A 15,973-nucleotide genomic window follows, 5' to 3' on the forward strand; every position below is an offset into this window, starting at 1 on the left:
TGTTTATGGCCCTCGCCACCACGGAAGTGAGTTCGACATGCCGATTAAAATTCCCGATACGCTGCCTGCCTTCGAAACCCTCATCCATGAGGGCGTGCGGGTACTGACAGAGACGGCGGCCATCCGGCAGGATATTCGCCCGCTTCAGATCGGGCTTCTCAATCTTATGCCGAACAAGATCAAGACCGAGGTACAGATGGCGCGGCTCGTCGGCGCATCTCCGCTACAGGTCGAGCTATCGCTGGTTCGCATTGGCGGTCATCGCGCCAAGAACACGCCGGAAGAACATCTGCTGTCCTTCTACGAGACATGGGAAGAGGTCCGCCATCGCAAGTTCGATGGCTTCATCATCACCGGCGCGCCTGTCGAAAAGCTCACCTATGAGGACGTGACCTATTGGGATGAGATGCAGAAGATTTTCGAATGGACGGAAACGAATGTCCATTCCACATTGAATGTCTGCTGGGGCGCAATGGCCGCTATCTACCATTTTCATGATGTTCCCAAGCATGAGCTAAAGGAAAAGGCTTTTGGCGTCTACCGCCACCGCAATCTTAGCCCCGCTTCCATCTATCTCAATGGTTTCTCGGATGACTTTCAGGTGCCTGTCTCGCGCTGGACGGAGGTGCGACGCGCCGACATCGAAAAGCATCCCGATCTGGAAATCCTGATGGAGTCAGAAGAAATGGGCGTGTGTTTGGTGCAGGAGAAGCGCGGAAAGCGGCTCTATATGTTCAACCATGTGGAATATGACTCCACCTCATTGTCAGAAGAATATTTCCGCGATGCAAATGCCGGTGTGCCGATCAAGCTGCCACATGATTATTTTCCGCACAACGACCCATCACTAACGCCACTCAACCGTTGGCGCAGCCACGCGCATCTGTTTTTCGGCAACTGGATCAACGAAATCTACCAGACGACGCCATACGAGCTGGACGCCATCGGCAAGCAGGCTACGTAATTCAAACATTGCACGGCGCTGAAAAATGAAGCAACGTCCGGCCCGATTGCATTGATTGGGAGACTGACAAGATGAACGAAAGCGGCGCACGGGAAAATTTTGGTCTGACGTCGACGGGTGAGAAAGTCGAGCGCGTCACGATTTCAGCCGGTGGTTTGACGGCACATGTCATGACCTGGGGCGCGGTCATTCAGGACCTGCGCCTCGAAGGCCACCAGCCGCCGCTGGTCCTCGGTTTCGACAAGTTCGATGATTATCCGAAATATTCATCCTACTTTGGCGCGACACCCGGGCGCAATGCCAACCGCATCGGCGACGGCAAGTTCGCCATCGATGGCAAAGACTACCAGCTCGAACTGAACGAGAAGGGCGTCACCCATCTCCACGGCGGCAGCGACAACATCGGCAAACGCAACTGGATGATCATGGAACATGGCCCAAGCCATGTGGTGTTGCAGATCGTCGATCCCGATGGTCGTGCCGGTTATCCCGGCAATTGCACAGTGCGGGCGACTTATACGATCCGCGAAGGCGGCGTCCTGTCGGTGGTTTACGAAACCACCACCGACCAGCCGACGATCGCCAATATCTGCCAGCATTCCTATTTCAATCTGGATGGCGCGGAAACGGCACTCGGTCACGAGATCGAAATCGCGGCCGACCATTATTTGCCGACAACCGAGCGACAAATTCCGACCGGAGAAATCCGCCCTGTGGACGGCACAGTATTCGACCTTCGCACCTCCATCCCGATGCGGCGCGAAGAAAACGGCCAGCAGGTGACTTTCGATCATAATTTCTGCCTCTCGCCGCAGCGCGTGGCAAAACGAAAGGTCGCCCGCGTCTACGCCCCGGCCTCGGACATCGCGCTTGAAGTCCACACCACCGAGCCCGGCGTGCAGTTCTACTCCGCCTTCAAATTGAACACGGGCGCACCGGGTCTCGACGGACGAACCTATGGACCGTTTGCAGGCTTTTGCCTCGAAACCCAGATATGGCCGGATGCGATCAATCACGAAGGCTTCCCCGACGCCATTCTGCGCCCCGGCGAGACCCTGCGTCAGGAAACCGACTATATCTTCACGACAGAATCGTAATAGAAATTCTGCAGGCCGATAGCCGTGTCAGACAAGCTGTTTCATTTTAAGTCGCGCTGGAAAGAAGAGTTGACGGTTTCAGGGAGCGGCGGTTGTTTCGTCCTCGAAATGCCAATAGGCGTACTATCCGTCTACCTTCCCACCGAAGAAGAATGGGTGCGGCGCGGACCGGATTGGGCGCGATCACTTTGGCCACTTTTGAAACAGGAATTGGAAGATTTGTGTCACGAGTGCAATGCTGAACTCCGAGTTGATCCCACCGCCGAAGTCTTTCCGATATGACCACAACTGGCTAGCAGTCAGGAGCTTTAGTCAAGCACGCAACCGACGTAAGCGCCTGAACCCCGGGCTCGTCTTTCGATGAGCCCGGCCAGACGCTGCATGCCACGGCCGGGCTTGCCGGCAACGCGGTCGATCGGGTTGGGCAAGGCAACCGCCAAAAGCGCCGCCTGTCGGGAACTCAGTTTCGAGGCCGATACCTTGAAATGATATTGCGAAGCCGCTTCGATGCCATAGATGCCGGGGCCCCATTCGGCGACGTTGAGGTAAATCTCCATCATCCGCTTCTTCGACCAGATGAAGTCGGAGACGACGGCCAGCGGCAACTCCAGACCCTTGCGTATGAAAGACCGTCCGTTCCATAAAAACAGGTTTTTGGCCGTCTGCATCGGAATGGTGCTTGCACCACGGGTGGATTCCCCCTCCAACGCACTGCTGACCACCGTCTGCATCTGGTTCCAGTCCACGCCGCCATGGGAACAGAATTGACCATCCTCCGACATCATTACCGATTGAATGAGACGCGGCGAAATGTTTTCCAGCGGCACCCAGCGGCGATCATAGCCCTGAAACGTCACCAGTTCGGCCAGCATCAGCGTCGAGACCGGACGCATGAAGGGAAGCGCATAGATGGGGATCAACAGATAAGGTAAAACCAGCAGAGCCAGAATGATCAGGAGGACACGTCTCACGAGGCTTCGAACATCCAATTTCGGTTTGCCCTCGCTCTCGGCAAGCGTTTCATAGTCAGTCTCGCTGTCCGGCGTGCTGCTCAAGTCCTGTCCCCACTGGCTCCAGATCGGAGCCTTTCATATTCCGCCCGAGGCATCAAGGCGAGTCTCGATACCGAAGTTCCCCAACAGCCTCACAAAAACCATTGCAAGCCCATTTTCCCCATGCGAAACAGCGCTCATTATAAGGAACGGGCCCTATGACATTCGAAACGCAGTTCCGTGGCAACGCCGCACGGACGGAAGCCTTGCTGACCAAGCTTCTGTCCAGCGAAACGCGCGCAGACGAGATCACCCGACCTGAAAATCTGGCAGAGGCCATGCGCCATGGCGTCTTGAATGGTGGAAAACGTCTGCGTCCTTTTCTGGTCATCGAAACTGCATCCCTTCTGAACGGCGATGCCGAGGTAGCCCTTCGCGTCGGCGCGGCCCTCGAATGCCTGCATTGTTACTCCCTGGTCCACGACGACCTGCCCGCCATGGACAATGACGATCTGCGTCGTGGTCAGCCGACCGTTCACAGGAAATTCGATGAAGCCACAGCCATTCTGGCGGGCGACAGTCTGCTGACGCTCGCCTTCGATATTATTGCCGCCCCGGAAACGCACTTGCCCGATGACCGCAAGGCAGCGCTCGTTCTGGCCTTGGCACGGGCCGCAGGCATCGGCGGCATGGCCGGTGGTCAGGCGCTTGATCTGGCCGCCGAAAAAACTGCGCCCGATGAAGCAGGCATCATCACCTTGCAAGCTATGAAAACCGGCGCGCTGATCCGTTTTGCCTGCGAAGCCGGCGCAATCATTGCCGGAAGCGACGATGTGGAGCGGCATCGCCTGCGCAACTTCGGCGAAAAGATCGGCCTCGCTTTCCAACTGGCCGACGATCTTCTCGACCTCACCTCCGACGCCGCCACAATGGGCAAGGCAACCGGCAAGGATGCGGGACGCAGCAAAGGCACGCTGGTTGCTCTGCGCGGCGCGGAATGGGCAACCGCCCGCCTGCGTGAACTGGTGAAAGAAGCTACGGATTTGCTGGCACTCTATGGTGACCGTGCGGATATTCTGATCGAGACAGCAAAGTTCGTCGCAGAACGGAAGAACTAAAACCTGCGTCAATCATCAAGCGCAACTGCCTGCTGAATTCTACGGTTTCCGCTTGAGAAAACAATCGCGCCGGGTTATGCATGTTTATGCACGATTCCTCCGATTGATTCATGATGTCAAAAACCGATCACTTCGTCAGCGAGCGACGGGCTCTGATTTACGCGCAACTGCTCCGGCATGGCCGTGTGCTGGCGCAGGAGCTTGCGCAGACGTTCGACGTATCGGAAGACACGGTACGCCGCGATCTGCGGGAGATGGCCGCACGTGGCGAATGCGAACGGGTCTATGGCGGCGCGTTGCTGGCATCCGGCACCACCGTTCCCCTTAAAACCCGCATGGGCGAAATGCCGGATCGCAAGGCGACACTCGGACAAGCCGCAACGTCGTTCGTGCAGGACGGCATGATCGTTTTTCTCGATGCCGGTTCCACCAATCTGGCCATCGCAAAAAATCTGGCTGTTGGCCTGAAACTCACCATCGTCACAAACACGCCAGCGATTGCCGCAGAACTCGCCGGTAACGCCGACATCGAACTCATTCTGATTGGTGGCAGGGTCGATCCGGCGGTGGGTGCGGCCATCGATACGACCGCGATTCGTCAGCTGGAGCTAATCCGGCCCGATCTCTGCATTGTCGGCGTCTGCGGCCTGACGTTGGATCGGGGTCTGTGCGCCGATATCTATGAGGATGCCGTGTTCAAACGGTTGGCCTGCGAGACCAGCGCAAAAACGCTCGCCGCCGTTACCTCCGAAAAGCTGGGTGCCGCTGCCGCTTTTCAGGTCGCATCGCTTTCCTCCACGCTCACCCTCGTTCTGGAAGAGGATGCCGACCGCGATATGATCGGCACTCTGGCGGACACCGGCGCCACTATTCATCAGGCTGTATCGTTGTCCGGCATCTCATCTCACATGCAAGTATCGAAGGACCAGTCCCTATGACCGGCACCGCCACGCAAGCACCTACAACCGCGCGCCTTCCCTATATGACGAGAACACGGCTCGGCGTTTCGTTGCTGTTTCTGATGAACGGATTCATGATGGGCTCGTGGGCTCCGATGATACCGGAATTCGCCAAACGCTTTTCTCTCAGCGAAAGCGCACTGGGCCTCGTCATCCTTGTATACGGTCTAGGGTCACTGTCCTTCATGCCTATTGCAGGCTCACAAATCGGCCGTCTCGGTTCGCGAACCGTAACCTTGGCGGTCGCTCTGATCATGGTGCCGACGCTGCTGCTGATCACCATGGCGAATGCATTGTGGGCTGCTGTCATCGCCGTCTTTCTGTTCGGCGGACTGACGGGAGCCATGGATGTTGCCATGAATGCCAATGCCGTGGTCGTGGAACGCAGTATGCGCCGGGCCATCATGTCGTCGTGCCACGCATTCTGGAGCCTGGGCGGACTTATCGGTGCTGGCCTGGGTGGTTTGCTGATCACCAAAATCGGCATCTACGGACATGCCATCGCGCTGACGATCATCGCAGCTGCCCTGCTTGCTGTGGCTTGGCCGCGGGTGCAGGTTGATCGTCCTCACCCGGAAGAAGAGCGCCCAAAGGGTGGCCTACCCATGACGCCGCTGCCATGGATCATCGGCATCATGGCACTGTTTTCGATGATCCCGGAAGGTGCCATTCTCGATTGGGGCGCGCTCTATTTGCGCAATGAACTCAGCGCATCCGTGACGCTGTCCGGATTCGGATTTGCAGCCTTCTCGCTGACCATGGCCATTATGCGCTTTGCCGGTGATCTGGTACGTGATCGGTTCGGGGCCGTCCGCACGCTGCAATTTTGTTCGGCCATATCGATTGTCGGCCTGCTGATTGCGGGTTTCGCGCCGAATGCCTTTGTTGCCATTGCAGGCTTTGCCATTGCCGGCATCGGCATTTCCAATATGGTGCCGATTGCCTTTTCGGCGGCCGGCAATATGCCGGGAATGGCACCGGGCATCGCTTTGTCAGTGGTCACCACCATGGGCTACTCCGGCATTCTGGTCGCACCGTCGGCCATCGGCTTCATCGCCGAACATACCGGGCTTGCCGCCGTGTTCATCGGCCTGCCGCTTCTGCACGTGGTCGTTCTCATGCTGTCCAAGCTTGCACGCCACGCCGATGGCGCAAGTGGACACTGACTGCTCAATTTCGCAAAGATGATAGCCCCTCAACGGCCAAGTCTCGAATTTCGCCATGATTGCAGTAAAATAGGAGTTGATCGCTTCGATGTTGACAAGGCCCGCGCCTTGTTCCACCTGAATGATCAGATTTACCGCAATTGTTCGAGAACACCATGACGTCACACGCCGATTTTGATCCCAAGCCGCGCCGGTCCTCGGTCGCTGTCGATGTCGGTGGCGTTATCGTCGGTGGCGGGGCGCCGGTCGTGGTTCAATCCATGACCAACACGGATACCGCCGATATCGACGCCACCGTGCAGCAGGTCGCAGCCCTTTTTCGCGCTGGCTCTGAAATCGTGCGCATCACCGTCGATCGCGATGAAAGCGCCGCCGCCGTTCCGAAAATCCGTGACCGGCTGATGCGGCTTGGCCTTGATGTACCGCTGGTGGGGGATTTCCACTATATCGGCCACAAGTTGCTGGCAGATCACCCTGCCTGCGCCGAAGCGCTGGCGAAATATCGAATCAATCCAGGCAATGTCGGCTTCAAGGACAAGAAAGACAAGCAGTTCGGCGACATCGTCGAAATGGCGATCCGCTATGACAAGCCCGTGCGCATTGGCGTCAACTGGGGCTCGCTGGATCAGGAATTGCTGACCACCTTGATGGACAAGAACAAGGATCAGGGCTTCCCGCTGTCTGCCCGTCAGGTCACGCGCGAAGCCATCGTCCAGTCCGCCTTGATTTCCGCTGAGCTTGCCGAAGAAATCGGCCTGCCACGCAACCGCATCATCCTGTCGGCAAAAGTCAGCCAGGTGCAGGATCTGATCGCCGTCTATTCCATGCTGTCGGAACGGTCCGACCATGTGCTGCATCTTGGCCTCACCGAAGCGGGCATGGGCTCGAAGGGCATCGTCGCATCCTCTGCCGCCATGGGTTACGTCCTGCAACACGGCATTGGCGATACGATCCGTGTGTCGCTGACGCCGGAGCCGAACGGTGACCGCACCCGTGAAGTGCAGGTCGCGCAGGAAATCCTGCAGGTCATGGGTTTCCGCCAGTTCGTTCCCGTGGTCGCGGCCTGTCCCGGCTGCGGGCGCACCACGTCAACAGTGTTTCAGGAACTGGCCCAGAACATTCAGAACGATCTTCGCAAGAACATGCCGGTCTGGCGCGAAAAATATCCAGGCGTAGAAGCGCTGAACGTCGCCGTCATGGGCTGCATCGTCAACGGCCCTGGTGAAAGCAAGCATGCCGATATCGGTATCTCTCTACCCGGCACCGGCGAAAATCCGGCCGCGCCCGTCTTCATAGACGGCGAAAAAGCGCTGACCCTGCGCGGGCCTGACATCGCCAGGGATTTCGAGGGATTGGTCATTGACTACATCGAGAAACGTTTCGGTCGAAAGGACGCGGCGGAGTAAGTTTCGACCGTGAAAATGCCAAAATTCATCTGTCTTACCTCACGTGAACTCACGGAGCACTGGAATTCATGATCAAGAAGTTTGTCGTTCTTGCGCTTGCCGCAACCTACCTTTCCGCCTGCACCACCACCGATCCCTACACAGGTGAGCAGAAGGTTTCAAACATGGCGGGCGGCGCGGGCATCGGCGCTCTTGCAGGCGCTGTCGGGGGTCTGGCCATCGGTGGCGGCAACAAGGGTCGCAATGCCTTGATCGGCGCCGGTATCGGCGCTTTGGCTGGCGGTGCCATCGGCGGTTACATGGACAATCAGGAATCCGAGCTTCGCCAGCAGCTTCAGGGTACCGGCGTCTCGGTGACCCGTCGTGGCGACAGCATCGTGCTCAACATGCCATCCAACGTCACCTTCGCGACGGATCAGGATCAGGTCATTCCGCCATTCTATCCGACGCTGAATTCGGTCGCGATCGTTCTCAACAAGTTCAACAAGACCTATATCGACATCAACGGCCATACCGATTCCACCGGCAGCCTTGCCCACAACCAGGGCCTTTCGGAGCGTCGCGCCGCATCGGTCGCGAACTACCTCGGTGAGCGTGGCGGTGTCGACCAGCGCCGTATCTCCACCATGGGCTTCGGTCCATCCCAGCCGATTGCATCCAACGCGACAGCCGATGGCCGCGCTCAGAACCGCCGCGTCGAAGTGCTGATTTCACCGCTCACGCAGAACGGATGATCTGAAAGCACAGACGAGCATCAAAACACCCCGCATAAAAAAGCCCACCTTTCGGTGGGCTTTTCGTTTCTCTGCTTTCCACATCACTCGCCGTAAGCGATCAGTAGATCCTTGGCATCGATCTGGTCACCGGGTTTGACGAGCACTTCGGCCATCTTGCCATCACGCTCCGCATGAAGAGCGGTTTCCATCTTCATCGCTTCGATTGACACGAGCACGTCGCCAGCCTTCACATCCTGTCCCTGATTGATGAAGACGCGCGAGATGACGCCCGGCATCGGTGCGCCGACATGGGCAGCGTTGCCGGGTTCCGACTTGCGGCGCACGGCAGAACCGGATGCGCCGTGCGCACGGTCAGGCACCTTGATGCGACGCGGTTGGCCGTTGATCTCGAAGAACACCGTCACCATGCCCTTGTCATCAATGCCGGATGAGGCCTGATTGACGATCACAAGCGTCTTGCCACGCTCGATATCCGCAAACAATTCTTCGCCATCTTCCATGCCGTAGAAATAGGCGTGTGTCGGCAGAACCGAAACCGGACCATAGGTTTCCGATGCCAAGGCGAAGTCGGTAAAGACCTTCGGATACATCAGGTAGGAGGCAAACTCGAAGTCATCGACCGAACGCTCCAGCTTGGTTTCGATCTCTTTCCGCTCGGCATCGAGATCGGCATCGTCAAGAAGCGAACCGGGACGAGCCGTGTAGGGCTGATCACCCTTCAGCGCTTTTTTCTGCAACGCCTGCGGCCAACCGCCCGGCGACTGGCCGAGATCGCCCTTCAGCATGGAAACGACCGAATCAGGGAAGGAGACTTCCTTTTCGGGGTTTTCGACATCGGCGACCGTGAGGTCCTGAGAGACCATCATCAGCGCCATATCGCCGACGACCTTGGAAGACGGTGTCACCTTGACGATATCGCCGAACATCTGGTTGACGTCCGCATAGGTCTGCGCCACCTCGTGCCAGCGGCTTTCAAGACCCAGCGAACGGGCCTGTTCCTTGAGGTTGGTGAACTGGCCACCCGGCATTTCGTGCAGATAGACTTCCGATGCCGGTCCCTTGAGATCGCTCTCAAAGGCGGCATATTGGCCACGCACCGCTTCCCAATAAAACGAGATGCGGCGGATCCATTCGGGATCAAGCCCGGTGTCGCGGTCTGTGCCCTTCAGCGCCTCCACAATGGAACCGAGACACGGCTGCGATGTGTTGCCCGAAAGCGCATCCATGGCCGCATCCACCGCATCCACGCCCGCTTCCACCGCCGCCAGCACCGTGGCAGCCGAGATCCCGGATGTATCATGGGTGTGGAAATGGATTGGCAGGCTGGTCGCTTCACGCAAGGCCTTGAACAGGACCCGGGCGGCGGCGGGCTTCAACAGCCCGGCCATGTCCTTGACGGCTATGATATGCGCGCCAGCCTTTTCGAGTTCAGCAGCAAGGTTGGTGTAATATTTGAGGTCGTATTTCGGACGAGCGGAATTCAGAAGATCGCCCGTATAGCAGATCGTGGCTTCGCACAGCTTGTTCTCTTCCGCAATCGCATCCATCGATACGCGCATATTATCGACCCAGTTGAGGCAATCGAAAACACGGAACAGATCGACGCCGCCCTTTGCGGCCTGGCGGACGAAATATTTGACGACATTGTCGGGGTAGTTCTTGTAGCCAACGCCATTTGCACCGCGCAGAAGCATCTGCAGCAGCAGGTTTGGCGCACCCTCGCGGATGAGCCCAAGGCGCTCCCACGGGTCTTCGGTGAGGAAGCGCATCGACACATCGAAGGTCGCACCGCCCCAGCATTCCAGCGATAGGAGCTGCGGCAACGCCTTGGCATAAGCGCTTGAAACGCGAGCGATATCATGGGTGCGGACACGGGTTGCCAGCAACGACTGGTGGCCATCGCGCATGGTCGTATCTGTCACCAGCACGCGCTTTTCGTTGCGCATCCATTCGGCAAAGCCCTTTGGCCCCAACTTGTCGAGAAGCTGCTTGGTACCGTCAGGTGTCGGTTTGTCGATATAGGGAACAACCGGCACAGGCGCGTTGGCGGCAGGTTGAACGCGGCCCTTCGTTTCGGGATGTCCGTTGACGGTCACATCGGCCAGATAGGTCAAAAGCTTGGTCGCACGGTCCTGCCGTTTGACCTGCTCGAACAGTTCAGGCGTCGAATCGATGAAGCGCGTCGTGTAGGTGTTTTCGACAAAGCTCGGATGGCTGATGATGGCTTCCAGAAAGGTGAGGTTGGTTGCCACGCCGCGAATACGGAATTCGCGCAGCGCACGATGCATGCGGGCGATGGCTTCGTCCGGCTGTGGCGCCCAGGCCGTGACCTTCACCAGCAGCGGATCGTAATAGCGCGTGATGATCGCGCCCGAATAGGACGTGCCGCCATCCAGACGAATGCCGAAACCCGACGCCGAACGGTAAGCGGTGATGCGGCCGTAATCGGGAATGAAATTATGCTCTGGGTCCTCAGTGGTGATGCGGCACTGAAGCGCATGGCCGTTGAGGCGAATGTCTTTTTGCGCAGGCACGCCTGATTCCGGCGTACCGATGGTCTCGCCTTCAAGAATATGGATCTGCGCTTTTACGATATCGATGCCGGTGACGACTTCGGTCACCGTGTGCTCGACCTGAATACGCGGATTGACCTCGATGAAGTAGAATTTGCCGCTATCGGCATCCATCAGATACTCGACCGTGCCAGCACCGACATAATTGGTGGCGCCTGCGATCTTCAGCGAATAATTCGCCAGTTCCTGACGGCGTTCGTCGGAAAGATACGGCGCTGGTGCGCGTTCGACCACCTTTTGATTGCGACGCTGGATGGAGCAGTCACGCTCAAACAGATGCACGACATTGCCGTGTGTATCGCCAAGGATTTGGCTCTCGACGTGGCGGGCGCGCTCCAGAAGTTTTTCCAGATAGACCTCATCCTTGCCGAAAGCAGCCTTTGCCTCGCGCTTGGCTTCCGTCACCTCGCGGGCAAGATCTTCCTTTTTACGGATGGCGCGCATGCCGCGACCGCCGCCGCCCCAGGATGCCTTCAGCATCACGGGGTAACCGATCTCCTCGGCCATGCGCTCTACCTCGGCCATATCATCCGGCAGCGGTTCGGTTGCCGGAACAACCGGCACACCAACGGAAATGGCGAGATTGCGCGCAGCAACCTTGTTGCCCAGCCGGCGCATGGTATCGGCAGTGGGTCCGATGAAGATCAGCCCGGCCTCGTTGCAGGCCTCCACGAATTCAGGGCTTTCCGACAGGAGGCCGTAACCGGGGTGAATGGCGTCTGCGCCTGAAAGCTTGGCAACGCGGATCACCTCCTCGATCGACAGATAGCTCTCGATCGGCCCCATATCCTTGGCCAGATGCGGGCCACGACCGACCTGATAACTCTCGTCCGCCTTGAAGCGATGCAGCGAAAGCTTGTCCTCCTCCGCCCAGATCGCGACCGTTTTTATGCCAAGCTCGTTGGCAGCACGGAATACACGGATCGCAATCTCTGAACGATTGGCGACAAGAATTTTCGATATCTTCAACACGGCCTCCCAAAACCTCGCAGGCAAATGTATTTGCTGCACCGCGAAATTAAGCAGTAAATGCGGCAGTTGGAAAGGGCGTTTTTGTCGATGACTGTCTGGATGAGCAGAAGGTTTTAGCAGATAATTCCGTGGCGTAGGGCAAGCGCCACCACATGCTGGCGATTTCTCGCGTCAAGCTTGCGTTGGATGCCGTTTATGTACCAGTCAACGGTGTGGCTGGAAATCGAAAGGCTCTTGCCTATTTCCGGCGACGTCTTGCCTTGAGCGAGCAGTGTCAGCACATCCAGCTCTCGCTTTGTAAACTGCGTGGAGGACATATCGGGGATGGACAAAACGGCTTCAGATTGACCGGTAAATTCCAGCAGCCGCCAGAACGCGACACGCATGGCCGTATCTATGATGAACAGATCGGATGTTGAAAGCATCCGCCCGTCACCAAAGATGTAAACGCCGCCCAGCAAGCCGCTACGCCCGTGGATCGGAAAGGCATAACCTTCGCGCAGACCATACCGCGCGGCATCCTGAAACAACTTGGCGGCGCGTTTGCGTTGCGTGGCTTGAGGCAGCATCGCCACTACATCACGACAACGGAATGGTTGATGCAAAAGGCCAAGCGTCCGCTTAACCGGATCGCTGTTTCCATATTTTTTGGCGTGATAGACTTCCTTCCAGCCGTCGGGCAAATGCTCCGCCAGCACAGTCCCTGTAAACGTCAAATCTTCCGCATCACGGCGAATCACGCGATAAAAATCGAATCCGAGCCGACACGTCAGATCATGAAAAGCCGACAGAAAACGCTCTTCTGTTTTTGCCTCGTTGCACTGAGTCAAAAACTGAAAAACATTGTGCATTGAAACGAATACCCTGGAAGGAAATGAGACGATATCGATGGTTTCGGAAGCGCGATGCTCGAATCGAGGACCGATCAAAGCCGATATCACCAATGGCAAGTTGTGCCATATAATGTAATTAAATTATTAAAACCATACCGCGAAATTTTGCAACATGCTTTGTTGTGAGACACGCCGAAAGCAGACCTCTTGCATCATTCTTACTAATTTTTTCAGCACCCAAAGGTTTAAGCGATGACCGTTAAGCGGCCATTCATGTGGAAAAAGCGATAACATACTGACCAACTGGCATAAGCCGCCGTTTCGTCGGCTCGCCACGCTCCAAGCGTAACAATCGCGCTACTAGACTGACATGAATACGGGATTTGGCAATTGACACTGTTTCAGGTTTACACTCGCGCTCTGCGCTACCTCGCCGACAACAAGTTGCGTGTCACCGTCGTCGTCGTCGCGAACGTCATTCTGGCTGCAATCACGATTGCCGAGCCGGTGCTGTTCGGCCGCATCATCGATGGACTTTCATCTGGCACTATCCCAGTCAACATCCTCATCCTTTGGGGAGCTTTTGCCCTGTTCAATACGGTCGCCTATGTTGCTGTAGCGCGTGAGGCGGACCGGTTGGCACATGGGCGCCGTGCGTCCTTGCTCACGGAAGCCTTCGGCCGAATCATCTCCATGCCGCTCTCATGGCACCACCAGCGCGGTACATCCAACGCGCTGCATACGCTTCTGCGCGCAAGTGAAACACTGTTCGGCCTGTGGCTGGAATTCATGCGAACCCATCTTGCGACATTTGTTGCGCTGATTCTTCTCATCCCGACTGCCATCTCCATGGACCTGCGCCTCAGCTTTGTTTTGATGGGACTGGGTATCGTCTATTGGTTCATCGGCAAATGGGTGATGGAGCGCACCAAAGAAGGTCAGGCATCCGTAGAAGAGCATTACCACACGGTTTTCGCCCACGTCAGCGATTCGATCAGTAACGTTTCTGTATTGCACAGCTACAACCGCATCGAAGCTGAAACAAAAGCGCTTAAGTCATTTACGGAGCGACTTCTCAGCGCGCAATATCCGGTTCTGGACTGGTGGGCATTTGCAAGTGCATTGAACCGGACCGCCTCTTCGGTTTCGATGATGATCATTCTCGTCGTCGGTGCCATCCTGGTGAAGAACGGCGAGTTGCGGGTTGGTGACATCATCGCCTTCATCGGCTTTGCAAACCTGCTGATCGGGCGCCTGGACCAAGTGCGCGCTTTCGCGACCCAGATTTTCGAGGCACGGGCCAAGCTCGTAGACTTCTTCAAGCTCGAAGATTCCGTGCAGGAGCGTGAGGAGCCAAGCGGCGCCATCGAACTCGGCCAAGTCTCGGGCAAGGTGGAATTCCGTAACGTCAATTTCGGTTTTGCCAACACCAAGCAGGGCGTTCACGACGTGTCGTTTACCGCCAACGCCGGAGAAACCATTGCAATCGTCGGACCGACCGGTGCAGGCAAGACGACCCTCATCAACCTGTTGCAGCGGGTCTACGATCCCAATGGTGGCCAGATCCTTGTGGACGGAACCGACATTTCGACGGTAACGCGGCAGTCGCTGCGGCACTCCATTGCCACGGTTTTCCAGGATGCGGGCCTTCTCAACCGGTCGATCCGCGATAACATCCGCCTTGGTCGCGATAGTGCCACCGATGACGAGATCGTCCAGGCCGCAGCTGCAGCCGCTGCGACCGACTTTATCGACAGCAGAAACACCGGCTACATGACGCAGGTCGGCGAACGCGGCAACCGTCTTTCCGGCGGCGAGCGCCAGCGCATCGCCATTGCGCGCGCTGTGTTGAAAAACGCGCCGATCCTCGTTCTCGACGAAGCGACCAGTGCGCTCGATGTCGAAACCGAGGCGCGCGTGAAGGACGCTGTCGATGCGCTTCGCAAGGACAGAACGACCTTCATCATCGCCCACCGCCTGTCGACCGTGCGCGACGCCGACCAGGTCCTGTTCATGGACAATGGCCGGATCGTTGAAAAAGGCACCTTCGATGAGCTGAGCATGCGCGGCGGTCGCTTCTCGTCGCTGTTGCGAGCCAGCGGCCTGCTGAACGACGATGAGAAAACCGGTGCTCCGGTACTGTCAATGCCTGCAAAGTCAGCCCTGACGGGATGAAGACGTGCTAAGGAAGAGATCCTACCCGCTCAACAAAAAGCCCCGGTCGATGCCGGGGCTTTTTCGTATGCTGACTGAAAACTGAAATCAGAAATTATCGTCTTCGTCGTCATCCTTGCGGGTAGACTTGAGCGAGCTGAGCTTGGCGAAAACGGCATTGGCGTCGATTGCTTTTTCTTCTTCGCGCTCATACTTGTAGCCAAGAACTTCCGTAGCTGCAGCAGGCTGCAACGTCGCGTCCAGTTCTTCCTGCGTTGGAAGGGGACGGCCACGCGATGCGCGTTCAACTTCAAGATCGAGATCGATCTGGCTGCACAGGCCAAGTGTCACCGGGTCCATCGGTGTCAGGTTGGCCGAATTCCAGTGCGAACGGTCGCGAATCTGTTCGATGGTGGACTTCGTAGTGCCGACGAGACGCGAAATCTGCGCGTCCTTCAATTCGGCATGGTTGCGCACCAGCCACAAAATGGCGTTCGGGCGATCCTGACGCTTCGAAACAGGCGTGTAGCGCGGTCCACGACGCTTCGATTCCGGTACACGAACCTTTGGCTCGGAAAGCTTGATCTTGTGGTTAGGATTGGCAACCGCACGCTCGATTTCGTCACGGGACAGCTGTCCGGTCGAGATAGGGTCGAGACCCTTGATTCCCTGCGCCGCTTCGCCGTCGGCGATAGCCTTGACTTCCAGTGGATGCAGTTTGCAAAATGTCGCGATCTGCTCGAACGACAATGCGGTATTATCCACCAGCCAGACGGCCGTCGCTTTCGGCATGAGCAATGTTTGAGCCATAGATACAGTCCTTCTGTCCGTCCGCTCCGGTGGCGCGGGACGTGGATGTTAACCACTAATTTCCGGGATATTAGCGCTCTATAACCGGATTGCATCAGAATTGCAATTCTTTGCGCAACAAATGACCTTTGTCTAATTGCCGGATGTCACCGAACTGCTATGAATCTGGCACATGACTGAAAAATGGAGTTT

The 15,973-nt window shown here is 57.1% G+C and carries 12 protein-coding genes; 8 read left to right on the plus strand and 4 right to left on the minus strand.

Annotated elements, in window-relative coordinates; all coding sequences use genetic code 11:
• The first annotated feature begins 37 nt into the window (after positions 1–37).
• Both metA and ATO67_RS06575 read left to right on the plus strand, forming a co-directional pair.
• Entirely contained in the window at positions 38–964 is a 927-nt protein-coding gene (gene metA, locus ATO67_RS06570; protein ID WP_067645866.1) for a homoserine O-acetyltransferase MetA, read from the plus strand.
• Positions 965–1,035: 71 nt separating this feature from the next.
• Positions 1,036–2,061, plus strand: a complete 1,026-nt coding sequence (locus ATO67_RS06575) for an aldose epimerase family protein (RefSeq protein WP_067645868.1) — start codon at positions 1,036–1,038, stop codon at positions 2,059–2,061.
• Between the two features lie 308 nt (positions 2,062–2,369).
• Here the strand turns inward: ATO67_RS06575 and mtgA are convergent, their stop codons facing one another.
• A complete protein-coding gene (gene mtgA / locus ATO67_RS06580; protein WP_067645870.1) occupies positions 2,370–3,116 on the minus strand; it encodes a monofunctional biosynthetic peptidoglycan transglycosylase in 747 nt (248 codons plus the stop codon).
• 155 nt (positions 3,117–3,271) lie between these two features.
• On the opposite strand from mtgA, the gene ATO67_RS06585 reads away from it, so the two are divergent.
• The 5 genes from ATO67_RS06585 to ATO67_RS06605 all read left to right on the plus strand — a co-directional run bounded on the left by ATO67_RS06585 (position 3,272) and on the right by ATO67_RS06605 (position 8,436).
• Complete coding sequence (locus ATO67_RS06585; protein WP_067645872.1) at positions 3,272–4,171, plus strand: polyprenyl synthetase family protein; 900 nt, start codon at positions 3,272–3,274, stop codon at positions 4,169–4,171.
• 110 nt (positions 4,172–4,281) lie between these two features.
• Positions 4,282–5,109, plus strand: coding sequence for a DeoR/GlpR family DNA-binding transcription regulator (locus ATO67_RS06590; protein WP_245303903.1), 828 nt, complete (start codon positions 4,282–4,284; stop codon positions 5,107–5,109).
• Positions 5,106–6,296: an MFS transporter gene (locus ATO67_RS06595; RefSeq protein WP_067645874.1), complete on the plus strand. Its 1,191-nt coding sequence runs from the start codon at positions 5,106–5,108 to the stop codon at positions 6,294–6,296. Before ATO67_RS06590 ends, ATO67_RS06595 begins: the two co-directional genes overlap by 4 nt.
• Before the next feature lie 155 nt (positions 6,297–6,451).
• Positions 6,452–7,702, plus strand: coding sequence for a flavodoxin-dependent (E)-4-hydroxy-3-methylbut-2-enyl-diphosphate synthase (gene ispG / locus ATO67_RS06600; RefSeq protein WP_067645875.1), 1,251 nt, complete (start codon positions 6,452–6,454; stop codon positions 7,700–7,702).
• A 68-nt stretch (positions 7,703–7,770) separates the two neighbouring features.
• Positions 7,771–8,436 (plus strand): YiaD family glycine zipper/OmpA-like lipoprotein, encoded by a 666-nt coding sequence (locus ATO67_RS06605; protein ID WP_067645877.1) that lies wholly within the window; start codon positions 7,771–7,773, stop codon positions 8,434–8,436.
• An 83-nt stretch (positions 8,437–8,519) separates the two neighbouring features.
• On the opposite strand, the gene pyc is transcribed toward ATO67_RS06605, so the two are convergent.
• Positions 8,520–11,981 (minus strand): pyruvate carboxylase, encoded by a 3,462-nt coding sequence (gene pyc / locus ATO67_RS06610; protein ID WP_067645879.1) that lies wholly within the window; start codon positions 11,979–11,981, stop codon positions 8,520–8,522.
• A 116-nt stretch (positions 11,982–12,097) separates the two neighbouring features.
• Positions 12,098–12,835, minus strand: a complete 738-nt coding sequence (locus tag ATO67_RS06615) for a helix-turn-helix transcriptional regulator (protein WP_106404919.1) — start codon at positions 12,833–12,835, stop codon at positions 12,098–12,100.
• Between the two features lie 372 nt (positions 12,836–13,207).
• Between ATO67_RS06615 and ATO67_RS06620 the strand changes: the two genes are divergently transcribed.
• Complete coding sequence (locus tag ATO67_RS06620; protein ID WP_082760184.1) at positions 13,208–14,992, plus strand: glucan ABC transporter ATP-binding protein/ permease; 1,785 nt, start codon at positions 13,208–13,210, stop codon at positions 14,990–14,992.
• 87 nt (positions 14,993–15,079) lie between these two features.
• On the opposite strand, the gene ATO67_RS06625 is transcribed toward ATO67_RS06620, so the two are convergent.
• Positions 15,080–15,781, minus strand: a complete 702-nt coding sequence (locus tag ATO67_RS06625) for a DUF1013 domain-containing protein (RefSeq protein WP_067645884.1) — start codon at positions 15,779–15,781, stop codon at positions 15,080–15,082.
• Between the last annotated feature and the right edge of the window lie 192 nt (positions 15,782–15,973).

It is taken from the genome of Agrobacterium bohemicum (genome assembly GCF_001562555.1).
Lineage (GTDB): Bacteria > Pseudomonadota > Alphaproteobacteria > Rhizobiales > Rhizobiaceae > Agrobacterium > Agrobacterium bohemicum.

Bases quoted from the DNA above. Each gene is read 5' to 3' on its own strand.
- ATO67_RS06595 (WP_067645874.1), top strand. From the start codon at position 5,106: ATGACCGGCACCGCCACGCAAGCACCTACAACCGCGCGCCTTCCCTAT.
- ATO67_RS06575 (WP_067645868.1), top strand. From the start codon at position 1,036: ATGAACGAAAGCGGCGCACGGGAAAATTTTGGTCTGACGTCGACGGGT.
- ATO67_RS06615 (WP_106404919.1), bottom strand. From the start codon at position 12,835: ATGCACAATGTTTTTCAGTTTTTGACTCAGTGCAACGAGGCAAAAACA.
- ispG (WP_067645875.1), top strand. From the start codon at position 6,452: ATGACGTCACACGCCGATTTTGATCCCAAGCCGCGCCGGTCCTCGGTC.
- ATO67_RS06625 (WP_067645884.1), bottom strand. From the start codon at position 15,781: ATGGCTCAAACATTGCTCATGCCGAAAGCGACGGCCGTCTGGCTGGTG.
- ATO67_RS06590 (WP_245303903.1), top strand. From the start codon at position 4,282: ATGATGTCAAAAACCGATCACTTCGTCAGCGAGCGACGGGCTCTGATT.
- metA (WP_067645866.1), top strand. From the start codon at position 38: ATGCCGATTAAAATTCCCGATACGCTGCCTGCCTTCGAAACCCTCATC.
- ATO67_RS06585 (WP_067645872.1), top strand. From the start codon at position 3,272: ATGACATTCGAAACGCAGTTCCGTGGCAACGCCGCACGGACGGAAGCC.
- ATO67_RS06605 (WP_067645877.1), top strand. From the start codon at position 7,771: ATGATCAAGAAGTTTGTCGTTCTTGCGCTTGCCGCAACCTACCTTTCC.